This window comes from Methylobacillus pratensis, assembly GCF_054072455.1.
Genome location: NZ_JBSUSR010000002.1, coordinates 496012 through 517077, shown reverse-complemented (window position 1 = coordinate 517077; position 21066 = coordinate 496012). Strand labels below are relative to the sequence as shown.

General features: G+C 55.3%; 22 protein-coding genes. 19 read left to right on the top strand and 3 right to left on the bottom strand.

Features of this window, described 5'->3' with window-relative positions; translation table 11 throughout:
- Window positions 1-51: 51 nt before the first annotated feature.
- Entirely contained in the window at window positions 52-1155 is a 1104-nt protein-coding gene (gene dnaN, locus ACW4YW_RS06995) for a DNA polymerase III subunit beta (RefSeq protein ID WP_457136914.1), read from the bottom strand.
- A 238-nt stretch (window positions 1156-1393) separates the two neighbouring features.
- Window positions 1394-2812: a chromosomal replication initiator protein DnaA gene (dnaA, locus tag ACW4YW_RS06990; protein WP_457136913.1), complete on the bottom strand. Its 1419-nt coding sequence runs from the start codon at window positions 2810-2812 to the stop codon at window positions 1394-1396.
- A gap of 275 nt (window positions 2813-3087) precedes the next feature.
- Between dnaA and rpmH the strand changes: the two genes are divergently transcribed.
- The 5 genes from rpmH to mnmE are packed head-to-tail and all read left to right on the top strand — an operon-like array spanning window position 3088 to window position 6863.
- Complete coding sequence (rpmH, locus tag ACW4YW_RS06985; protein WP_230348357.1) at window positions 3088-3222, top strand: 50S ribosomal protein L34; 135 nt, start codon at window positions 3088-3090, stop codon at window positions 3220-3222.
- Between the two features lie 35 nt (window positions 3223-3257).
- Window positions 3258-3635 carry a ribonuclease P protein component gene (gene rnpA, locus ACW4YW_RS06980; RefSeq protein ID WP_457136912.1) on the top strand — a complete coding sequence of 126 codons (378 nt, stop codon included), beginning with the start codon at window positions 3258-3260 and terminating at the stop codon, window positions 3633-3635.
- A complete protein-coding gene (yidD, locus tag ACW4YW_RS06975; protein WP_457136911.1) occupies window positions 3636-3848 on the top strand; it encodes a membrane protein insertion efficiency factor YidD in 213 nt (70 codons plus the stop codon).
- 32 nt (window positions 3849-3880) lie between these two features.
- On the top strand, window positions 3881-5536 hold the full coding sequence (yidC, locus tag ACW4YW_RS06970; protein ID WP_457136910.1) for a membrane protein insertase YidC: 1656 nt from the start codon (window positions 3881-3883) through the stop codon (window positions 5534-5536).
- Entirely contained in the window at window positions 5523-6863 is a 1341-nt protein-coding gene (gene mnmE, locus ACW4YW_RS06965) for a tRNA uridine-5-carboxymethylaminomethyl(34) synthesis GTPase MnmE (protein ID WP_457136909.1), read from the top strand. Before yidC ends, mnmE begins: the two co-directional genes overlap by 14 nt.
- A 56-nt stretch (window positions 6864-6919) precedes the next feature.
- On the opposite strand, the gene ACW4YW_RS06960 is transcribed toward mnmE, so the two are convergent.
- Window positions 6920-7936 (bottom strand): choice-of-anchor A family protein, encoded by a 1017-nt coding sequence (locus ACW4YW_RS06960; protein ID WP_457136908.1) that lies wholly within the window; start codon window positions 7934-7936, stop codon window positions 6920-6922.
- Window positions 7937-8253: 317 nt separating this feature from the next.
- Here ACW4YW_RS06960 and mnmG point away from each other — a divergent pair, with 317 nt between their 5' ends.
- The 14 genes from mnmG to glmU all read left to right on the top strand — a co-directional run bounded on the left by mnmG (window position 8254) and on the right by glmU (window position 21066).
- Complete coding sequence (gene mnmG, locus ACW4YW_RS06955; protein WP_457136907.1) at window positions 8254-10158, top strand: tRNA uridine-5-carboxymethylaminomethyl(34) synthesis enzyme MnmG; 1905 nt, start codon at window positions 8254-8256, stop codon at window positions 10156-10158.
- A complete protein-coding gene (rsmG, locus tag ACW4YW_RS06950) occupies window positions 10155-10778 on the top strand; it encodes a 16S rRNA (guanine(527)-N(7))-methyltransferase RsmG (RefSeq protein WP_457136906.1) in 624 nt (207 codons plus the stop codon). The genes mnmG and rsmG overlap by 4 nt, the downstream gene beginning before the upstream one ends.
- Before the next feature lie 31 nt (window positions 10779-10809).
- Window positions 10810-11598 (top strand): ParA family protein, encoded by a 789-nt coding sequence (locus ACW4YW_RS06945; protein ID WP_309565979.1) that lies wholly within the window; start codon window positions 10810-10812, stop codon window positions 11596-11598.
- An 8-nt stretch (window positions 11599-11606) separates the two neighbouring features.
- The gene (locus ACW4YW_RS06940; protein WP_457136905.1) at window positions 11607-12467 is read left to right on the top strand and encodes a ParB/RepB/Spo0J family partition protein; all 861 of its coding nucleotides are present in this window, start codon (window positions 11607-11609) and stop codon (window positions 12465-12467) included.
- Window positions 12468-12576: 109 nt separating this feature from the next.
- The gene (locus ACW4YW_RS06935; protein ID WP_457136904.1) at window positions 12577-12963 is read left to right on the top strand and encodes an ATP synthase subunit I; all 387 of its coding nucleotides are present in this window, start codon (window positions 12577-12579) and stop codon (window positions 12961-12963) included.
- Between the two features lie 11 nt (window positions 12964-12974).
- Entirely contained in the window at window positions 12975-13778 is an 804-nt protein-coding gene (gene atpB, locus ACW4YW_RS06930; protein WP_457136903.1) for a F0F1 ATP synthase subunit A, read from the top strand.
- A gap of 60 nt (window positions 13779-13838) precedes the next feature.
- Window positions 13839-14111 carry a F0F1 ATP synthase subunit C gene (atpE, locus tag ACW4YW_RS06925; protein WP_011480965.1) on the top strand — a complete coding sequence of 91 codons (273 nt, stop codon included), beginning with the start codon at window positions 13839-13841 and terminating at the stop codon, window positions 14109-14111.
- A gap of 72 nt (window positions 14112-14183) precedes the next feature.
- Entirely contained in the window at window positions 14184-14654 is a 471-nt protein-coding gene (locus tag ACW4YW_RS06920; protein WP_309565975.1) for a F0F1 ATP synthase subunit B, read from the top strand.
- A 20-nt stretch (window positions 14655-14674) separates the two neighbouring features.
- On the top strand, window positions 14675-15211 hold the full coding sequence (locus ACW4YW_RS06915; protein ID WP_407993478.1) for a F0F1 ATP synthase subunit delta: 537 nt from the start codon (window positions 14675-14677) through the stop codon (window positions 15209-15211).
- Between the two features lie 9 nt (window positions 15212-15220).
- A complete protein-coding gene (atpA, locus tag ACW4YW_RS06910) occupies window positions 15221-16762 on the top strand; it encodes a F0F1 ATP synthase subunit alpha (protein ID WP_309565973.1) in 1542 nt (513 codons plus the stop codon).
- A gap of 28 nt (window positions 16763-16790) precedes the next feature.
- Window positions 16791-17666 (top strand): F0F1 ATP synthase subunit gamma, encoded by an 876-nt coding sequence (gene atpG / locus ACW4YW_RS06905; protein ID WP_309565972.1) that lies wholly within the window; start codon window positions 16791-16793, stop codon window positions 17664-17666.
- Between the two features lie 62 nt (window positions 17667-17728).
- The gene (gene atpD, locus ACW4YW_RS06900) at window positions 17729-19126 is read left to right on the top strand and encodes a F0F1 ATP synthase subunit beta (RefSeq protein WP_309565971.1); all 1398 of its coding nucleotides are present in this window, start codon (window positions 17729-17731) and stop codon (window positions 19124-19126) included.
- A 42-nt stretch (window positions 19127-19168) separates the two neighbouring features.
- A complete protein-coding gene (locus tag ACW4YW_RS06895; protein WP_309565970.1) occupies window positions 19169-19594 on the top strand; it encodes a F0F1 ATP synthase subunit epsilon in 426 nt (141 codons plus the stop codon).
- Between the two features lie 158 nt (window positions 19595-19752).
- Window positions 19753-21066: a bifunctional UDP-N-acetylglucosamine diphosphorylase/glucosamine-1-phosphate N-acetyltransferase GlmU gene (gene glmU / locus ACW4YW_RS06890; RefSeq protein ID WP_457136983.1), complete on the top strand. Its 1314-nt coding sequence runs from the start codon at window positions 19753-19755 to the stop codon at window positions 21064-21066.

The following is a 21066-nucleotide window of genomic DNA, read 5'->3' as shown; positions in this document are numbered from 1 at the left end:
TCCTGTGGGTTTCACGTGAAACAATCAAGTTATTATTGAATATTCAATCAGTTAAATACGCATTGGCATCACGACATACTTGTAGTTGCTGTCGTTTTCCACGGTCACCAGGCAGCTGCTGTTGGCATCTGCAAACGAGAATGTCACGCTTTCGCTGTCTGAGTTGTTCAGTACGTCAATCATGTAGGTGACATTGAAGCCGATATCCAGGCTGCTACCGCCATAACTGATCTCGAGTTCTTCCTCTGCTTCTTCCTGCTCGCTGTTGGTGCTGATCAGCTTCAGGCTGTTGGCCGAAAGCACCATGCGGATGCCACGATATTTTTCGTTGGACAGGATGGAAGCGCGTTGCATGGACAGCAGGATCATGGTGCGGTCCACGGTGAAACTGTTCTGGTGCCCGTTCGGGATCACGCGGGTGTAATCAGGAAATTTCCCGTCAATCACCTTTGAAATCAATCGGATATCACCAAAAGCGAAATTAGCCTGGCCATTGGCAACCTCTATTGTGACTTCATCTTCGCTTTCGTCCAACAGTTTTATCAATTCGATGACGGTCTTGCGCGGCAGGATGATCTCCTGCTTTTCGTAGCTGTTGGCAAGCTCCGTGGAGGTGAAACTCAGCCTGTGGCCGTCCGTGCCCACCACATTTAGGCGGTTGCCATTGACTTCGAACAACAAGCCGTTGAGGTAATAACGGATGTCTTGTTGCGCCATCGCGAACTCGACTTGCTTGAACAGGCGCTTCAGCGATTTCTGCCCGATCTTGATCACGGTGTTGCCTGCGTCCGCGGTTTTGGTCATCACCGGGTAGTCGTTGGCAGGCAATGTCTGCAGGTTGAAGCGGCTCTTGCCGGTTTTCACCTGGATGCGGCTGTCCTGGGTGGCCATGGTGATTTCGGCGTTTTCAGGCAGCGAGCGGCAAATGTCGAGCAGCTTCTTGGCTGAAATGGTGGTTGAGAGCTCCCCTCCTACGGCAGTTTCCACGGAAAGTGAAATCTGCATTTCGAGATCCGTTGCCGTCAGGACGATCTTGTCTTGTTTGGCTTCCAACAGCAGGTTGGAAAGAATAGGCAAAGTATGACGTCTTTCAACAATACTGCTTACGGATGAAAGAGGTTTTAGCAGCGTATCGCGATTGATTTTAATGTTCATATCTTTAAAACCTAATATATAAAAAATAAATTGATAATAACAATAAGGTTAGTAACTTCTGTTGATAACTCTAATTTTCAATTTAAATTCAATTGCCTGCTTGAAAATAAACTATCTTGAAACTTTTATACCCTGCTGTGGATAGAATGTTGGTTATTTTACTGCTTTCTCGAAAACGCGTTTAAACCGCATTTCTGCCCACAGCTTTTCCATAAGCGTACATTCATCTTTCATCAACTTAATCCCGGATTACCTGGATCAATACCGAGATATCCCGGGCAAGGTTCTGGTCGTTCTGCCGCAACTGCTCGATTTCGTCACAGGCATGCATGACTGTGGTGTGGTGCCTGCCGCCGAAAGCTTCGCCGATTTCTGGGAAGCTGTGGTTGGTAAGCTCGCGCGCCAATGTCATGGCGATCTGCCGCGGACGTGCGAAGTTGCGCGAGCGTTTCTTGCTGTACATCTCTGCGACCTTGATCTTGTAATAGTCCGCGACGGTTTTCTGGATGTTCTCGATGGTGATCTGGCGGCCGCGTACGGCGATCAGGTCTTTCAAGGCTTCCTTGGCCAGGTTGACGTCGATGGCGTGGCCGGTGAAGTTGGCCATGGCGATGATGCGGTTCAATGCGCCTTCCAGTTCACGCACGCTGGAACGCACCTGCTTGGCGATGAAGAAGGCGACATCCTCGTCCAGCGTTACGCGGGCGGCTTCCGCTTTCTTGAGCAGGATCGCGACGCGCATCTCCAGCTCGGGCGGTTCCACCGCGACGGTGAGGCCCCAGCTGAAGCGCGTACGCAGGCGTTCGTCGACGTCGGCGATTTCCTTGGGGTAGGTATCGCAGGTAATGATGATTTGCTTCTTGGCCTCGATCAGTGAATTGAAGGCATAGAAAAACTCTTCCTGGGTGCGGCTCTTCTTGGCGAAGAACTGGATATCGTCGATCAGCAGCAGGTCCAGGGAATGGTACTGGCGCTTGAACTCGTCGAAAGCCTTGTGTTCGTAGGCTTTCACGACGTCAGACACATAGCGTTCGGCATGCAGGTAGCGGATCTTGGCGTCGGGCCGCTGCGACTTCAAGTGATTGCCGATGGCTTGCAGGACGTGGGTCTTGCCCAGCCCTACCCCGCCGTAAATGAATAAGGGGTTATAGGCCGTGCCCGGATTTTCCGCGACCTGGATAGCGGCAGCGCGCGCTAATTGGTTGGCCTTGCCGGTGACGAAGTTGTCAAAGCGGAACGCCGGGTTGAGGCCGTTGCTTTCTGCGGCAGGCTTGGTTTTCTTGACTGCGGCCGAGGCGGATTTGGCAGGCGTGACGGTTTTCGTGACCTTGCTGATTTCAGCCTCAATTTTAGCGGCCGGGGCAGGCTCTGCCGTGGGCTTGGCTTTAGCAGCGGGTTTGCTGGCTGGCGCCTTGTCGCTGGCGTCGTAAAGGGCCAGCTCGATTTGCATGGGCGCGGAAAACGCTTCTTCCGCCAAGGCGGCGATCTTTTGCAGGAAGCGGTCCTTCACCCATTGCTGCACGAAACGGTTGGGCGCCAGCAGGCGCAATGCGCCCTCGTGCGCTTCGAAGCGCAATGGCTTGATCCAGGTATTGAATTGCTGCGTTGACAACTCTTCTTCAAAGCGACCGAGACAAAGTGACCAAAAATTTTCCATCGGTTGCCCGAAACTCCGCAGTGAAAATGAAATGATGAGGTAAGGACGGACGCCTGCCTATTTGTTATTATCGACCAGATGCCGGTTTCATCGGGTTTGACCCCATAGCCGGGATAGGTGATTCTAGCCTGTTTGCCACAACTTATCCACAGGCAGCGCACAATCATTTTCACAACGGCTAGGTTTCCCCAAATAAACATTGACATAGCCCGGTGTTTTCAGGTTAAATTACGCGTTTTTGATTCGCAACATCTAGAAGTCAACCGGAGATTCACATGAAACGCACTTACCAGCCTTCTAAAATCCGCCGTGCCCGTACGCACGGTTTCCTGGTGCGTATGAAGACCCGCGGCGGTCGCGCTGTTATCGCTGCGCGCCGTGCCAAGGGCCGTGCTCGCCTGGCTGTTTAATCGGCCACTCGCCGTCAAGGCGATTCTAGCTATACATGGTTTTGCCAACTTATGCGTTTAAGCGCCAGGCAAAATTGTTAAAAACGGATGAATTTTCATCCGTTTTTAATTTCCGCAAACGAGTTTCAGGCCGCTATCTTGTATTGCACTATCGCTATAACGAATTGGCTTATGCAAGAATCGGCCTGGTGGTGGGCAAGAAAATCGCCCGCCGCGCCGTTGACCGCAATTACATCAAACGCGTCATGCGGGAACTGTTCCGGTTGAACCAGCATCAATTACCAGGCCTGGACCTGGTGGCCAGGCCGCAAGTGCTGTTTGGCAGGCCGCAGTTTGCCGAAATCGAGCAAGAGTTTGCCGAGCTGGTTACCAAGCTGCAGCACAAGCTGGCAAGCCGGCAGGAAGCGGTCTGAATGCTTGCCAGGCTGATGGTGGGTTTGATCAAGCTATATCAATGGACCTTGAGTCCTTTGCTGGGCCAGCGGTGCCGTTTTTACCCGACCTGCTCGCAATATGCCGTTGAAGCCATACAAAAGCATGGCGCATGGCGCGGAGCCTTTTATACAATACGCCGTTTATCCAAGTGTCATCCATGGCATGGCGGCGGTCATGATCCTGTGCCATGAGGTTGTGGCCCAATAAATAGATTAAGAGATTTATGGATACCAAGCGCCTGATTCTGTTTGTTATTTTTTCATTTTCCATCCTCATGCTATGGGATTCGTGGCAGCGCGACCAAAAGCCTGCTGAAGCGCCTGCGGCGCAGACAGCCCAGCAAACGGTAGATGGCAGCGTTCCACAGGCCGCCAAATCTGCCGCGCCTGCCGCAAGCCAGGCGAGCTTGCCTGTCGAGACCGGGTTCCGCCTACAGTCCGCGGAGCGCATCAATGTGGAAACCGACCTCTACAAGGCCAGCATCGACACGATCGGTGGCGACCTGCGCCGCTTGCAGTTGCGTGAACACAAGGATGATCAGGACCTGGACAAGGACTTCGTGCTGATGGACGACCAGTCGGCGCCTATGCTCTATGTCGCGCAGACCGGCCTCATCGGCAACGACCTGCCTACCCATAAGGCGACATTCACGAGCGAATCGACAAGTTACCAACTCGCCCAGGGCGCCGACAAGCTGGACGTGCGCTTAACCTGGAAAGGCGATAACGGGGTCGAGGTCGACAAGATCTACACCTTCCACCGTGATAGCTATGCGATTGAAGTCAGCTACGAAATCCGCAACAACGGCCAGGCTGCCATCGATCCTTCCGTTTACTACCAGATCGTGCACGACAACCAGTCACACCAGGGTTCGTACATGATGCCGACCTTCACCGGCGGCGCCTATTACACCGAGGCCGACAAGTACAAGAAGCTGAGCTTCTCCGACATGTCCAAGACCAACCTTTCCAAGAACGCGAGTGACGGCTGGGTCGGCTTGGTGCAGCATTATTTCGTCAGCGCCTGGATTCCCAAGGACGGCCTGGCGCGCGAGTTCTACTCAAAGAAACTCTCGGATAACATCTATTCGATCGGCAGCGTCAGCCACCTGGGGAACATCGAGCCTGGCCAGTCGGTGGAATTGAAGTCGCGCCTGTATGCCGGCCCGCAGACGCAAAGCGAACTGAAGAGCGTCGCGCCAGGCCTGGAATACACGGTCGATTACGGCTGGCTCACCGTGATTGCCTCGCCGTTGTTCTGGATCCTGTCTTCGATCCAGAAGCTGGTGCATAACTGGGGCGTTGCGATCATCCTGCTGACCATTCTCATCAAGCTGGCTTTCTACCCGTTGTCGGCAGCCAGCTACCGCTCCATGGCCAATATGCGCGAACTGGCTCCTCGCCTGCAGCGCCTGAAGGAGCAATACGGAGACGACAGGCAGAAGCTGCACCAGGCCATGATGGAAATGTACAAGACCGAGAAGATCAACCCGATGGGCGGCTGCCTGCCCATCCTGGTGCAGATCCCGGTATTCATTGCGCTCTACTGGGTGTTGCTTGGCAGCGTGGAAATGCGCCATGCGCCGTTCATGCTCTGGATACAGGACTTGTCCGCGGTCGATCCCTACTACGTACTGCCTATTCTCATGGGCGCCACCATGATCATCCAGACCAGGCTGAATCCCAAGCCTGCCGACCCGGTGCAGGCCAAAGTCATGACCATCATGCCTATCGTGTTCAGCGTGTTCTTCTTCTTCTTCCCCGCCGGCTTGGTGCTGTACTGGCTGGTCAACAACATCCTCTCCATTGCACAGCAATGGCAGATCAACCGCACCATCCACAATGCGGCGGTGAAAAAGAAGGGAAATGCGCGTCGTTGATACTATTGCCGCCATTGCCACTGCTCCCGGGTCCGGGGGCATTGGCGTGGTGCGTATCTCCGGCCCTTCCAGCCAGTCCATCGCCGAGGCGATGCTAGGCCACTGCCCTGCCCCGCGCCATGCCGCGTACCTTGCTTTTCGTGACGAACACTATGCCCTGATCGACCAGGGCATTGCCATTTACTACCCGGGACCGCACTCCTACACCGGCGAGGATGTGCTCGAGCTGCAGGCGCATGGCGGCCCGGCCCTGATGCAGATCTTGCTCAAGCGCTGTCTTGCACTGGGCGCGCGGCAGGCGGAGCCCGGGGAATTCACACGGCGCGCTTATTTGAACGACAAGCTGGACCTGGCCCAGGCCGAGGCCGTGGCTGACCTGATCAATGCCGCAACCGAGGCTGCGGCGCGCAGCGCCGTCAAATCCTTGTCCGGCGAGTTTTCCGCTAGAATTCATGGCCTGCTGCAACAGTTGATCGATTTGCGGCTCTATGTCGAGGCATGCCTGGATTTCCCCGAGGAAGACATCGATTTCATCAGCCAGGGGCGCGTCGCTGAAAAACTGGCAAACGTGGCGGCAGGATTGGACGCCGTGTTCCGCGAAGCCAAGCAAGGTAATTTATTGCGCGAGGGGTTGCAGGTCGTATTAGTCGGCCAGCCCAACGTAGGCAAATCCAGCCTGATGAACCAGTTGGCGGGCGAAGAAGTCGCGATTGTCACCCCGATTGCCGGCACCACGCGGGACACGATTAAAAATTCCATACAAATCAATGGAGTACCACTGCATATCATCGATACTGCCGGCTTGCGCGAGACAAGCGACGAAGTCGAGCAGTATGGTATTGCCCGCACATGGCGAGCTCTACAAAACGCCGGTGTTGCGTTATTGCTGGTCGACGCAGCTCATGGTATTGGAAATATGGAAAAATCGATCCTGGAGCGATTGCCGCAGTTTTTGCCCAAAATCTGGGTTCACAACAAAATAGACCTCGAATCGACAACGCCAAAAATCGAAGAAAAGGCTGGCGAAACCCATATTCATCTTTCCGCCAAGACCGGCGACGGGGTACAGCTGCTGCGTCAGCGCCTGCTGGAAATCGCAGGCTGGCAACCCAGCGGCGAAGGCGTGTTCATGGCAAGAAGCCGGCACCTGCTGGCCCTGAATACAGTGCGTGAACATCTCGAAGTCGCCGCGGGGTTGTTGATGCAGCCGGAATTGTTTGCCGAAGAGTTGCGGCTGGCTCAGGACGCATTGAATACCATTACCGGGGAATTTACCCCGGATGACCTGCTTGGGGAAATATTCAGCCGCTTCTGCATCGGCAAGTGATCAACCAATAAAAAAGCCCGGATGACCGGGCTTTTTTATTACTGAGATAATATTACTTATGCGCGGCGGCGAGCGACAAAGCCCAGCAGTCCCAGGCCCAGCAGGAACATGGCATAGCTGGAAGGTTCTGGTACCGCAGTTACCGGAATGTCGCCGGTGAATGCGTATTGGTGGATCTGGCCGCGCTGGACCAGGTTGTTGACGTATACGTTGCCCTCGATATCTGCCCAGTTGGTCAAGGTGGCGTCAACAGCAAGGATGGAGCCACCGAACTGGCGTCCGAGGTCAACCGTCTCGGCATTGTAGAAATTCCAGATGACATTGCCTGCGATCCGTTGTGCGGAACCGCCGAGGAAATTCGCGGAAATGTCGATACCCTTCAGCCCGGCGTTGATGACGACCGTGGTGGCACCGTTAAGGATGAAGTCGAATTCGCCCAGGCCGAAAATAGCCAATGCATCTGCGTCGCTCAGGTTGAAAACCGCCAGGCCGGTGCTGTCCGCCGTAGCGGTGAAGGTGGCCTTCTGCGAAGTCCAGGCGACATTACTGTTGCTGTCCAATGACTTCAGGCTGTCAGAAGTGTTGCTGAGCACGTTGTAGAAATCCGTGGAGCTTGCCGCGGCAATATTGGTTTCCAGTTGCGAGTTCGGTGCAGACAATTGGCCGCCATTGAACGTAATGCCGCTGGTTGTGCCGGCGACATAGCCGGGACCATTCAGGTGCCCGTTGCTTGCATTGCCGAGAACAGCGGTACTGCCGCCGTTTACGCTGGTGTTGGCGAGGTTGCCATTGATCACTGCGCCTTGTGCAAGCACTCTCGCGTTGCTGATGTTGCCTTGCACGGTGAGGCCGGCATAGTCTGATGTTGGCAATGGACGATGAACGAATTCTCCGCCGTTGACATTGCCGCCTACCCAGGCGCGGCCATGCAGATGGGAGGTGGAATCGATATTGCCAAGAACGACAGCATTGAATTGCTGGAAGGTTTGGTTGACATCAAGTGCAGCATGGGCGCTGGCACTGAACAAAGCGGTTGCCGCGATTGCGGGCAACACAAAAGCACGAATAAACATAAAAATCCCCGATAGTTTAATGAATGCTGCTATTTAAATAATTGCGACGCTGGTAGCGCCTGCTTATTCTCTGATTGCATGGCAATACAGATTTGTATGGGCAGTAAAATATCACGCGGTGCCAAACAATTATATAGTCCGAATGGGTAGAAAAGACTCACAGAAACTCAGCAATTGTCAATTGTTCCACGTGGAACATCCGCTGCGAGAGCAAACTGAGATGATTATGCATGTTTCACGTGGAACAACACCCTATTGTCACTGACAGACTAGGGCTTAATGCAGTATCATTCGGGTAATTCTATGTGAGTGTTTTCATGCAATATCCGGAAAAATTTGATGTGATCGTTGTTGGCGGCGGCCATGCTGGAACGGAAGCGGCGCTAGCGAGTGCTCGCATGGGGCGCAAAACCCTGTTGCTGACGCATAATATCGAGACGCTTGGGCAGATGTCCTGTAACCCCTCGATCGGCGGCATTGGCAAGGGCCACTTGGTCAAGGAGGTGGATGCGCTCGGGGGTGCCATGGCGGCAGCAACCGACGAGGGCGGCATCCAGTTCCGCATCTTGAATTCCAGCAAAGGGCCTGCTGTACGGGCAACGCGTGCGCAAGCCGACCGCGTGCTTTACAAGGCTGCCATCCGGCGCCGCTTGGAGAACCAGCCCAACCTGTGGCTGTTCCAGCAGGCGGTGGACGACATTATTCTCGAGGGCGAGCGTGTCGCCGGCGTGGTGACGCAATTGGGCCTCAGGTTCGAGTCCAAGGCTGTCGTGCTGACCGCGGGGACTTTCTTGGCGGGGTTGGTGCATGTCGGTTTGGCGAATTACCAGGCAGGACGGGCCGGCGACCCGCCTGCGGTGTCGCTGGCGGCGCGATTGCGCGAGATTGGCCTGCCTGCCGGACGCCTCAAGACCGGAACGCCGCCGCGAATTGACGGCCGCACCATCGATTACAGCGTTATGGCCGAGCAGCCAGGGGATACGCCTGTGCCGGTATTTTCCTTCCTTGGGAGCGCCGAGCAACATCCGGCCCAGTTGTCGTGCTGGATTACATTCACCAACGAAAAAACCCACGATATCATCCGCAGCGGCCTGGACCGCTCGCCTATGTACACCGGGGTGATTGAAGGCGTAGGCCCGCGCTATTGTCCTTCGGTCGAAGACAAGATACACCGCTTTGCCGACAAGGATTCACACCAGGTGTTCCTTGAGCCGGAAGGCTTGACCACCAATGAAATCTATCCCAACGGCATATCCACCAGCCTGCCGTTCGATATCCAGTACCAATTGGTACGCTCCATCAAGGGGCTAGAGAATGCGCATATTCTGCGCCCTGGCTATGCGATCGAGTACGACTACTATGATCCGCGCGGATTGAAGGGCTCGCTGGAAACCAAGGCGGTGCGAGGCTTGTTCTTTGCCGGCCAGATCAACGGCACCACCGGTTATGAGGAGGCCGCCGCGCAAGGCTTGCTGGCGGGTGCGAACGCGGCCCTGTACGCTCAGGATAAAGAAGCCTGGTGGCCCACGCGCGACCAGGCTTATCTCGGCGTATTGGTCGATGATTTGATTACGAGAGGCGTGAGCGAGCCCTATCGCATGTTTACCAGCCGGGCCGAATACCGTCTGATGCTGCGCGAAGACAATGCCGATATGCGGTTGACCGAGGCAGGCCGCAAACTCGGCTTGGTCGACGATGTGCGCTGGGAAGCTTTCCAGCGCAAGCAGGAGGCCATCGAGCGCGAGCAGCAGCGCTTGCGCCGCACTTTCATCCATCCGCAGCATGTGCCGCAGGAGCAGTTGCAGCAGGTGTTCGGCAAAGTGCTGGAACGCGAATACTCCATGTTCGAATTATTGCGCCGCCCGGAGGTGAGCTATGAAGCCTTGCTCACCCTGCCCCAGGCCGGCGAGGGCGAGACGGACCCACAGGTGCGTCAGCAACTGGAAATCGCAGCAAAGTACCAAGGCTACATAGACCGGCAGGCCGAGGAAATTGAGCGCCTCAAGGATAGTGAGCACTACAAGTTGCCGTTGGATATGGACTACAGCGAAGTGCACGGGCTCTCGATCGAGGTGCAGCAAAAGCTCAACAAGCAAAAACCGGAAACCATCGGCCAGGCCGGGCGTATTTCCGGCGTCACTCCGGCGGCGGTTTCGTTGTTGTTGGTACACCTCAAGCGCAAGAGCCGCAAAACAAGCAATACCGCGGGCCAGGTGGCATGAGTTTGCAGGAAAAGCTGCAAGCCGGCATCCGGCAGCTGGGGCTTGAGCTATCTGCAGAAGCGGTCGAAAAACTGCTCGCCTATCTTGCCTTGCTGGCGAAATGGAACAAGGTGCACAACCTGACCGCGGTGCGCAATCCGGAGGAAATGGTCACGCTACATTTGCTGGATAGCCTGTCGGTATTGCCGCATGTGCCGCCGGGGCGGTTGCTGGATGTGGGCAGCGGCGCAGGACTGCCGGGAATCGTCCTGGCGATCTGCCGGCCGGACTTGCAGGTCACCACCATAGATGCGGTGCAAAAGAAGGCCAGCTTCATGCGCCAGGCCAAGGCGGAGCTGCAGATCGACAATTTGCAGGTGGTGGCTGGGCGGGTCGAGCAGCTCAAGCCGGAAGCGCCATTCGATACCGTGATCTCGCGGGCGTTTTCCGAGATTGCCTTGTTCGTCAAGCTGACAAAGCACTTGATTGCCGAGGATGGGCTATGGCTGGCGATGAAGGGGCAGATGCCGCAGGAAGAGCTCGAGGCGGTTGCGCTCAAGCCCTCGAAGATAACGTCGTTGACGGTGCCAGGGCTGGATGCCCAGCGTCACCTGGTTTTCCTGCCGGTACGGCAGCTTTGATGCATTTAATACTAGTGGGATGGCTTAAATCATGAGGATTCTGGCAATTACCAATCAAAAAGGCGGTGTGGGCAAGACCACGACATGCGTGAACCTGGCAGCCAGCCTGGCGGCCACCAAGCGCAAGGTGCTCGTGATCGACCTCGATCCGCAAGGCAACGCCACCACGGGCTGCGGCATAGACAAATCCAAGATGCAGCACACCATCTATCATGTGCTGATCGGCGAAAAGAGCCTGCGCGATGTCATGCAGCGCTCGGAGCGCGGGCGCTTCGATGTAGTGCCGGCCAACCGCGAACTCGCAGGCGCCGAGGTCGAGCTGGTCAACGAGTTTGCGCGCGAGACGCGCCTCAAATCGGCATTGGCGGAACTGGGCGATGCATATGATTACGTACTGATCGACTGCCCCCCTGCCCTCAACCTCACCACAGTCAACGCGTTGACCGCGGCCCATGCGGTCATGATTCCCATGCAGTGCGAATACTACGCGCTCGAAGGCCTGTCCGACCTGGTGAACACCATCAAGAAAGTGCGTGCGCACCTCAATCCGCATCTCGAGATCGAGGGCCTGTTGCGTACCTTGTTCGATAACCGCAACACACTGGCGCAGCAGGTTTCCAATGAATTGGCGCAACATTTCGGCGACAAGGTGTACCGCACGGTGATACCGCGCAATATCCGCCTGGCGGAAGCGCCCAGCTACGGCGTCCCGGTGTTGCTGCACGACAAGGCTTCCAAGGGTGCCAAGGCATATCTCGCGCTTGCGGGGGAAATCATCAACCGGCATATCGTCAGCAATAGGCAAGTTGCAGCAAATTAGGAGTCACAATGGTTAAGTTGAAGGGTTTGGGGCGCGGGTTGGATGCCCTGTTGGCGGGAGATGTGGAGACGGTATCGGCCAATGATACGCCCAATACCTTGTCGGTAAGCCAGTTGCAGCCGGGCAAATACCAGCCCCGCACCCATATGGACCAGGCATCGCTGGCCAGCCTGGCGGATTCCATCCGCGCGCAGGGCATCATGCAGCCCATCCTGGTGCGCAGGGTGGCGGATGATAAGTATGAAATCATTGCCGGCGAGCGCCGCTGGCGCGCATCCCAATTGGCGGGCCTGTCGGAAGTGCCAGTGCTGGTGCGCGAGATTCCCGACGAATCCGCCTTGGCCATGGCCTTGATCGAGAATATCCAGCGGGAAAACCTCAATCCGCTGGAAGAGGCGCAAGGCATCCAGCGCCTGATCAATGAGTTCGACATGACGCACCAGGCGGCGGCAGATGCGGTAGGTCGTTCGCGCAGCGTGGTGACCAATCTGCTTAGATTGCAGAATTTGAATAAAAATGTGCAGGAAATGCTGATGCAGGGCCAGTTGGACATGGGGCATGCGCGCGCCCTGCTCTCGCTGCCGGAAGCCAAGCAGATCATGGCAGCCGAGCAGATCGCCCAAAAACAGCTTTCTGTCAGGGAGGCAGAAAAGCTGGTCAAGCAATTGAGCGCCGAACCCCAGCAAAAGGCGCCCAAGACGGTGGACCGGGATGTGCTGCGCCTGCAGGAAGACTTATCGGAATTGCTGGGCGCGACGGTCGAGATCCGGGCCGGAAGCAAGGGCAAGGGCGAGGTCAAGATCCATTACGGAAGTTTGGATCAGCTGGATGCGCTGATTGAGAGATTTAAGGGTGGAAATAGCAATTAAGCTTGACTTAATGCTGATTTAACAACAAAATCTCGGGATTTCACGGGTAGGGCAAAAATGCTCGGCTTTTCTTTTGCCCGTCATTTGTGAAACAGGGAATTCTCAAGGCATGGATGAACTACTGGCAAGAATGATCAAAAGACAGGTCTTTGCCACGTTGGTAGTCGCGGTGCTTGCGTTTGTCTTCCTCAACAAGTTTGGTGTCGGCCTCCATGGCGCGTTTTCTGCGCTGGCGGGCGGAGGTTCGGCCATCTTGGGCGGCTTGGCCGCCAAAATGAAGCTGCAAAATAAGACAGCGGGGTTGGGCGCAGGTTCCGTACTGGCCAATATTTTGATCGCTGAGGCGATCAAAATCGCAGTGATCGCAATCACCCTGCTCTTGGTATTCAAGTTTTACGAAAAACTGGTTCCTATCGCGCTGATCGCAGGATTGGCAGCGGCGGCAATCATGTCTGGTGCAGCAATTTTTGCAATTAATGAGAAAAACAACGCTTAAGGTTTGAGGTTATGGCGACAGGTCAATTAACTCCTTCGGAATATATCGGGCACCACCTCTCTTTCAATGCAAAGAGCGTCGGTGATGGCAATTTTTGGGTATTGCACATGGATACCCTGGTCATGTCGATACTGCTCGGTGTTGTCGTGTTCGGCCTCCTCTGGTGGGTGGTGCGCGGTGCTACTTCCGGCGTGCCGACCAAGCGCCAGGCATTCGTCGAATTGCTGATCGAGTTCATCGACAACCAAGTCAAGAGCATTTTCCATGGCGACCGCCATGCTTTCGTTGCACCATTGGCATTGACCGTATTCGTCTGGGTACTGGTGATGAACGCGATGGACTTCCTGCCCATCGACATCATGGCGATTGTCTACGGCTGGCTGGGCCTGCATGAGTGGCGCAGCGTGCCGACTTCCGATATCAACGCGACTTTCGCATTGGCGCTGGCTGTCTGGCTGCTGATGATTTTCTTCAGCATCAAGGTCAAGGGCCTGGGCGGCTGGATCCACGAACTGTTCTGTTCGCCGTTCGGCAGCAACCCCCTGGTATGGCCTGCCAACTTTGCGTTCAACCTGATCGAATACATTTCCAAGCCTCTTTCCCATTCCCTGCGTCTGTTCGGCAATATGTACGCGGGCGAGATCATTTTCCTGCTGCTCGGTATGTGGGCGGCAACCGGCCTGGCAGGCACTTTCTTCGGTGCGTTGCTGGGCGCTGGCTGGGCGATCTTCCATATCCTGATCGTCTGCCTGCAGGCATTCATTTTCATGATGCTGACGGTTGTCTACATATCCATGGCGCATGAAAGCCACTAATTAGTTTGCTGTAGTTGATTTTTTATCGTTAACACTCTCTAAAAGCCGAAAGGAAATTAAATGGAGAATTTGCAATTGTTGGCCATGATTCAAGCTTACACCGGTGTTGGTATCGGTTTGATCATCGGTTTGGGCGCAGCTGGTGCCTGTATTGGTATCGGCATCATGTGTGCAAGCTTCCTGGATGGCGCTGCTCGTCAACCAGAACTGATCCCTGCCCTGCAAGGCAAGGTATTCCTGCTGCTGGGTCTGATCGATGCCTCCTTCATTATCGGTGTTGGTCTGGCCATGATGTTCGCCTTTGCAAACCCATTGCTGAGCGTAGTCGCTTAACTGAGCCAGTTCTGGATTAAGTGTAAGTAATTAAACTTAAGTCTGACTGGATTTAACGGCTCGGGAGCAAATATGAATATCAACCTGACACTCATTGCGCAGGCTATCTCATTTGCCATTCTGATCTGGTTCACCACAAAGTTCGTGTGGCCATATCTCCTGAATGCAATCGAGACTCGCCAGAAAACCATTGCGGATGGTCTGGCTGCGGCTGAGCGCGGTAAGCAGGAGCTTGACGTGGCAACCCAGCGTTCCGCTGAAGTTGTCAACGATGCCAAGCAGAAAGCGACTTCCATCATCGCTCAGGCTGAAAAGCGTGCCAGCGATATCGTGGAAGAAGCCAAGGCGAATGCCAAAGCAGAAGGCGATCGTATTATCGCTGGCGCCAAGGCCGAAATCGACCAGGAAGTGAATCGTGCCAAGGAAGGCCTGCGTCAGCAAGTATCTACGCTGGCAATTGCTGGTGCCGAGAAGATCCTGCGCAAGGAAATCGATGCCAAGGCGCATGCTGACCTGTTGACCAGCATCGCAAACGAGCTCTAAGGAAGGAATGGGAGCACGATATGGCTGAAGCGATCACCATTGCGAGACCTTATGCGGTAGCGGTTTACCGCCTGGCCAAGGAAAAGAATGCGTTGGCAGACTGGTCGCAAATGCTTGCTCTTGCCGCTGCAGTGGCGGCAGATGAGCAAATGCGGGCGTTTATTGACAACCCCAAGGTTGATGCGGCTGAGTTGGAGCGCGTATTCCTCTCCGTTACTGGAGACAAACTCAACGAGGCGGGCGTCAACCTGGTCAAGTTGTTGGTGGAATACGGTCGTTTATCCATCCTGCCGGAAATTGCGACTGCATTCGAAGACTTGAAGTCCCAGGAAGAAGGTGTGCTGGAGGCGGAGATTACCGCCGCAGCCCAGCCTAGCGATGCTGAGTTTTCAGCCATCGTGAAACGCCTGGAAACCAAGTTCGGCAAAAAGGTTGAAGCAAGCGTAAAAGTGGATCCGGCAATTATTGGCGGAATCAAAATTGTAGTCGGCGATACGGTCATTGACGCTTCAGTCCGTGGCCAATTGCAAGAGTTGGCCTACACGCTGAAAGGTTAGGAAAAAGTAATGCAATTATCTACGTCAGAAATCAGTGAACTGATTAAGAGCAGATTAGAGAATTTCTCCACCAGTGCTGAAGCGCGTACCCAAGGTACCGTGATTTCAGTGACTGATGGTATTGTCCGTATTCATGGCCTTTCCAACGTGATGGCCGGTGAAATGATCGAGTTCCCAGGCAACGTATATGGTCTGGCATTGAATCTGGAGCGCGACTCCGTAGGTGCCGTGATTCTGGGTGACTACGAAAACATCACCGAAGGTGACACCGTCAAGTGCACCGGCAAGATCCTGGAAGTGCCAGTTGGTCCTGAACTGGTTGGTCGCGTAGTGAATGCGCTGGGTCAGCCTATCGACGGCAAAGGCCCGATCAACGCCAAGCTGACAGACAAGATCGAAAAGGTCGCGCCAGGCGTGATTGCCCGTAAGTCCGTGTCCCAGCCTGTGCAGACCGGTATCAAGGCGATTGACTCCATGGTGCCGGTTGGACGTGGCCAGCGTGAGTTGATCATCGGCGACCGCCAAACTGGTAAGACTGCGGTTGCTGTTGATGCCATCATCAACCAGAAGGGTCAGAACATGACCTGTATCTACGTTGCGATCGGCCAGAAGGCTTCTACTATCGCCAACGTGGTACGCAAGCTGGAAGAGCATGGCGCGCTGGAGTACACCATCGTCGTGGCTGCTTCTGCCTCTGATCCTGCTGCCCTGCAATTCCTGGCGCCGTATGCCGGTTGTACCATGGGTGAGTATTTCCGTGATCGCGGCCAAGATGCATTGATCGTCTACGATGACTTGACCAAGCAAGCTTGGGCATATCGTCAAATCTCCCTGCTGCTGCGTCGTCCACCAGGCCGCGAAGCTTATCCAGGTGACGTGTTCTACATCCACTCCCGCCTGCTTGAGCGTGCCGCTCGCGTGAGCGAAGAGTATGTCGAGAAGTTCACCAACGGTGAAGTGAAAGGCCAGACCGGTTCCTTGACCGCATTGCCTATCATCGAAACCGCTGCAGGCGACGTTTCCGCGTTCGTTCCGACCAACGTGATCTCGATTACCGACGGTCAGATCTTCCTGGAAACCGACCTGTTCAACTCCGGTATCCGTCCTGCGATCAACGCTGGTATCTCGGTATCACGCGTAGGTGGTGCAGCGCAGACCAAGGTGATCAAGAAGCTGGGCGGCGGTATCCGTCTGGCACTGGCTCAGTATCGTGAACTGGCTGCGTTTGCGCAGTTTGCTTCCGACCTGGACGAAGTGACCCGCAAGCAGTTGGATCGCGGTCGCCTGGTCACTGAATTGATGAAGCAGGCGCAGTATCAGCCATTGTCTACTTCCGAAATGGCAGTGAGTTTGCTAGCAGCCAACAAGGGCTTCTTCGACGATGTGCCGGTTGCACGCGTATTGGCGTTTGAATCTGCCCTGCACTCCTTCCTCAAGTCCAAGTACAAGAACATCCTGGACAAGATCGACAGCACCAATGACCTTGGCGGTGACGACGAGAAGGCTCTGGAAGCGGCAATTCAAGACTTCAAAGCAACCAACGCTTACTAAGCTTAAGTACAGACAGGCAGACTAGACAATGGCTGGTAGCAAAGAGATACGTAGCAAGATCAAGAGCGTAGAAAATACGCGCAAGATCACCAAGGCGATGGAAATGGTGGCGGCGTCCAAGATGCGCAAGGCGCAAGAGCGCATGCGTATGGCCCGCCCCTATGCGGAAAAGATTCGTAATGTGACAGCCCACCTGTCGCAAGCCAATCCTGAATACAAGCACCCTTTTATCGTCAAGCGCGAGAAGGTGGCAAACGTCGGCTTGATCGTCGTGAGTTCGGACAAGGGCTTGTGCGGTGGCTTGAACACTAACGTTCTCCGCCTTTCGCTGAATCAGATGAGCGCATGGGAAAACGAAGGCAAGAAGATCGCCTTGAGTGCCATCGGCAATAAAGGTTTGACGTACTTGAACCGTGTTAATGCCGATGTGAGATCCCATGTCGTGGGTCTTGGCGATACGCCAAACCTGGAAAAGCTGATTGGCAGCATCAAGGTGATGTTGGATGCTTATATCGCCGGTGAGATTGATCAACTGTATATCTCTTATACCCGCTTCATCAATACCATGAAGCAGGAGGCCGTCATTGAGCAGCTGCTACCGCTGTCTGATGACAAGCTGGATACCACCAACAAAACAGCAACCGGCCCTTGGGATTACATTTACGAACCCGATGCCAAGGTCGTTATCGATGAACTGATGACACGTTATATCGAGTCTATCGTTTATCACGCCGTTGCTGAAAACATGGCGTCTGAACAAAGTGCCCGTATGGTCGCGATGAAGGCCGCTTCGGACAATGCGAAGACCGTGATTGGCGAATTGAAGCTGGTGTACAACAAGGCACGCCAGGCTGCGATTACCAAGGAAATTTCAGAGATTGTCGGTGGCGCGGCGGCTGTCTAGTCGTGCTGAACTGTAGCTTAGCTAAAGCTCAAAGAATTTAAGTATAGATTGAGGATACCAAGATGAGTCAAGGTAAGGTTGTTCAATGTATTGGTGCCGTGGTTGACGTCGAGTTCCCACGCGATCAGATGCCCAAGGTATATGACGCACTGATCCTGGATGAAGAAACATCCACGGCAGAAGCAGGTTTGACACTGGAAGTGCAACAGCAACTGGGCGACGGCGTAGTTCGCGCCATTGCCATGGGTTCCAGTGATGGTCTCTCCCGCGGCATGAAGGTGAAGAACACTGGCAGCCAGATCCAGGTTCCAGTGGGTCATGGCACCCTGGGCCGTATCATGGACGTGCTGGGCCGCCCTATCGATGAGGCTGGTCCTATTGAAGCTGACGAAAAGCGCTCCATCCACCAAAAGGCACCAACTTTCGAAGAGCTTTCCCCTTCCGTTGACTTGCTGGAAACCGGCATCAAGGTGATCGACTTGGTCTGTCCTTTCGCCAAGGGCGGTAAGGTCGGCCTGTTCGGCGGCGCCGGTGTGGGCAAGACCGTGAACATGATGGAGCTCATCAACAACATCGCCAAGCAGCACAGCGGCCTGTCCGTGTTTGCCGGCGTGGGCGAGCGTACCCGTGAAGGTAACGACTTCTACCACGAAATGAAGGACTCCAACGTTCTCGACAAGGTGGGCATGGTATTCGGCCAGATGAACGAGCCGCCAGGCAACCGTCTGCGCGTCGCGCTGACCGGCCTGACCATGGCGGAGCGTTTCCGTGACGAAGGCCGTGACATCCTGTTCTTCGTCGACAACATCTACCGTTACACCCTGGCCGGTACCGAAGTATCCGCGCTGCTGGGCCGTATGCCTTCCGCCGTGGGTTATCAGCCTACGCTGGCTGAGGAAATGGGCCGCCTGCAAGAGCGTATCACTTCCACCAAGGTGGGTTCGATTACTTCCATCCAGGCCGTTTACGTACCTGCGGATGACTTGACCGACCCATCCCCAGCGACCACCTTCCTGCACTTGGATTCCACCGTCGTGCTGTCCCGTGACATCGCCGCCCTGGGTATCTACCCTGCGGTTGACCCGTTGGATTCCACATCGCGTCAGCTGGATCCGCAAATCGTCGGTGAAGAGCACTACAGCGTGGCACGTTCCGTACAGTCCACACTGCAACGCTACAAGGAATTGCGTGACATCATCGCGATTCTGGGCATGGACGAACTGTCCCCAGAAGACAAGCTGGCCGTGGCCCGTGCGCGTAAGATCCAGCGCTTCCTGTCCCAGCCTTTCCACGTGGCCGAAGTATTTACCGGCGCGCCTGGCAAGTACGTGACCCTGAAGGACACCATCAAGGGCTTCAAGGCGATTGTCGCTGGCGAATACGATCACCTGCCAGAACAGGCGTTCTACATGGTAGGCGCGATTGAAGAAGCGGTTGAGAAGGCTAAGACTCTTAACTAAGAGCTTCTCAACTCATTCCTGCAAAGCGAAGGATAGGACGATATGGCATCGACAATACACCTGGATGTGGTGAGCGCGGAAGAGTCCATTTTCTCGGGCGAGGCGGAATTTGTCGCCGCACCTGCGAAAATGGGCGAGGTAGGTATTTATCCCAACCACGCACCCTTGATCACCACCATCAAGCCAGGCGTGCTACGCGTTAAGGTCGCCAATAGCGGTGAGGAACAGGCCATCTATATTTCCGGCGGTTTGCTGGAAGTGCAGCCCGGCGTGATCACCGTATTGGCGGATACCGCGATCCGTGGCCATGACCTGGATGAAGCCAAGGCGATTGAAGCCAAGCGTGTTGCCGAAGAAGCATTGAGAAACAATGCTTCTGGCGTGGACTATGCGCGTGCGCAAGCTGAGTTGTCAGAAGCGCTGGCCCAATTGCAGACAATTGAGCAATTACGCAAGACGACGCACTAACCCTGCAAGTTTTGCTTGAGAAGGCAGCCATTTGGCTGCCTTTTTTCATTTATACTTTCAGTTAATTTTCAATGCTTGAACCGGACCAGAACTTGTCTCTTTCATCTCCCTCACCCAAGCTCAATATCGTGATTCTCGCCGCGGGCAAAGGCACCCGCATGCATTCCAGCAAGCCCAAGGTATTGCACGCGCTGGCTGGCAAACCCATCCTCCAGCACGTGCTGGATACGGCACGGCAGCTCAAACCTAGCAAGATCATCGTCATCTATGGCTTCGGCGGCGATACAGTGCCGCAGGCCTTGCCAGCCGATGACATTACCTGGGTGGAACAGGCCGAGCAATTGGGCACGGGGCATGCCATGCAGCAAGCCCTGCCCCACCTCGAGACTGATGCGAGGACATTGATCTTGCTCGGGGACGTGCCGCTGCTGGAAGTGGCAAGTTGCGAAAAGCTGCTTGCGGAGCATGCCCCGTTGGCCTTGCTTACCGTCATCAAGCACAATCCTGCGGGCTATGGCCGCATCGTGCGCGAACAATCCTCGGTGAAGGCAATCGTCGAGCACAAGGATGCCTCGGAAGCGCAACGCGCGATCCAGGAGGTGAACACCGGCATCATGGCGGCGGAAAATGGCTGGCTGGTGCAATGGCTCGCTCGCCTGGACAATCGCAACGCCCAGCAGGAATACTACCTGACGGATATCGTGGCATTGGCCGTGGCGGACGGCCAGGCGGTTGACGCGACGCAGAGCGATGACGAGTGGCAGGTCACAGGCATCAACTCGAAACAGGACCTCGCGACGCTGGAGCGTGTCTATCAGCAGCGCTATGCGGCCAGGTTATTGGCGCAGGGCGTGACGCTGTCGGACCCTGCGCGCATTGACGTGCGCGGCACATTGACCGCCGGGCGCGATGTCGAGATAGACGTCGGCTGCGTGTTCGAGGGCGACGTGACCTTGGCTGACAACGTGCGGATCGGCCCTTATTGCGTGATCCGCAATGCCAATATCGGAGCCGGCACCGTATTGGCGGCTTATACCCATATCGACGATGCCAGCCTGGCGGCCGGCTGCAAAATCGGACCCTATGCGCGTTTGCGTCCGGGTACGGCCCTGGCCGACCATACGCATGTCGGCAACTTCGTCGAACTGAAGAACGCGCAGGTGGATACGGGCAGCAAGATCAACCACCTGAGCTATGTGGGCGACGCCACCGTAGGCAAGGACGTGAATATCGGCGCAGGCACCATCACCTGCAACTACGATGGCGTGAACAAGTCGCGCACCGTGATCGAGGATAGGGCATTCATCGGTTCCGACACGCAATTGGTAGCGCCCGTGACCGTCAAGGCCGGTGCGACCATTGCGGCCGGATCGACAATCACGCAGGATGCGCCGGCGGACACGCTGACCATGTCGCGTGTGCGCCAATTTACGATAGAAAACTGGAAACGCCCTGAGAAAGTGAAGAAATAA

Bases quoted from the DNA above. Each gene is read 5' to 3' on its own strand.
- dnaN (WP_457136914.1), bottom strand. From the start codon at position 1,155: ATGAACATTAAAATCAATCGCGATACGCTGCTAAAACCTCTTTCATCC.
- dnaA (WP_457136913.1), bottom strand. From the start codon at position 2,812: ATGGAAAATTTTTGGTCACTTTGTCTCGGTCGCTTTGAAGAAGAGTTG.
- rpmH (WP_230348357.1), top strand. From the start codon at position 3,088: ATGAAACGCACTTACCAGCCTTCTAAAATCCGCCGTGCCCGTACGCAC.
- rnpA (WP_457136912.1), top strand. From the start codon at position 3,258: ATGGTTTTGCCAACTTATGCGTTTAAGCGCCAGGCAAAATTGTTAAAA.
- yidD (WP_457136911.1), top strand. From the start codon at position 3,636: ATGCTTGCCAGGCTGATGGTGGGTTTGATCAAGCTATATCAATGGACC.
- yidC (WP_457136910.1), top strand. From the start codon at position 3,881: ATGGATACCAAGCGCCTGATTCTGTTTGTTATTTTTTCATTTTCCATC.
- mnmE (WP_457136909.1), top strand. From the start codon at position 5,523: ATGCGCGTCGTTGATACTATTGCCGCCATTGCCACTGCTCCCGGGTCC.
- ACW4YW_RS06960 (WP_457136908.1), bottom strand. From the start codon at position 7,936: ATGTTTATTCGTGCTTTTGTGTTGCCCGCAATCGCGGCAACCGCTTTG.
- mnmG (WP_457136907.1), top strand. From the start codon at position 8,254: ATGCAATATCCGGAAAAATTTGATGTGATCGTTGTTGGCGGCGGCCAT.
- rsmG (WP_457136906.1), top strand. From the start codon at position 10,155: ATGAGTTTGCAGGAAAAGCTGCAAGCCGGCATCCGGCAGCTGGGGCTT.
- ACW4YW_RS06945 (WP_309565979.1), top strand. From the start codon at position 10,810: ATGAGGATTCTGGCAATTACCAATCAAAAAGGCGGTGTGGGCAAGACC.
- ACW4YW_RS06940 (WP_457136905.1), top strand. From the start codon at position 11,607: ATGGTTAAGTTGAAGGGTTTGGGGCGCGGGTTGGATGCCCTGTTGGCG.
- ACW4YW_RS06935 (WP_457136904.1), top strand. From the start codon at position 12,577: ATGGATGAACTACTGGCAAGAATGATCAAAAGACAGGTCTTTGCCACG.
- atpB (WP_457136903.1), top strand. From the start codon at position 12,975: ATGGCGACAGGTCAATTAACTCCTTCGGAATATATCGGGCACCACCTC.
- atpE (WP_011480965.1), top strand. From the start codon at position 13,839: ATGGAGAATTTGCAATTGTTGGCCATGATTCAAGCTTACACCGGTGTT.
- ACW4YW_RS06920 (WP_309565975.1), top strand. From the start codon at position 14,184: ATGAATATCAACCTGACACTCATTGCGCAGGCTATCTCATTTGCCATT.
- ACW4YW_RS06915 (WP_407993478.1), top strand. From the start codon at position 14,675: ATGGCTGAAGCGATCACCATTGCGAGACCTTATGCGGTAGCGGTTTAC.
- atpA (WP_309565973.1), top strand. From the start codon at position 15,221: ATGCAATTATCTACGTCAGAAATCAGTGAACTGATTAAGAGCAGATTA.
- atpG (WP_309565972.1), top strand. From the start codon at position 16,791: ATGGCTGGTAGCAAAGAGATACGTAGCAAGATCAAGAGCGTAGAAAAT.
- atpD (WP_309565971.1), top strand. From the start codon at position 17,729: ATGAGTCAAGGTAAGGTTGTTCAATGTATTGGTGCCGTGGTTGACGTC.
- ACW4YW_RS06895 (WP_309565970.1), top strand. From the start codon at position 19,169: ATGGCATCGACAATACACCTGGATGTGGTGAGCGCGGAAGAGTCCATT.
- glmU (WP_457136983.1), top strand. From the start codon at position 19,753: ATGCATTCCAGCAAGCCCAAGGTATTGCACGCGCTGGCTGGCAAACCC.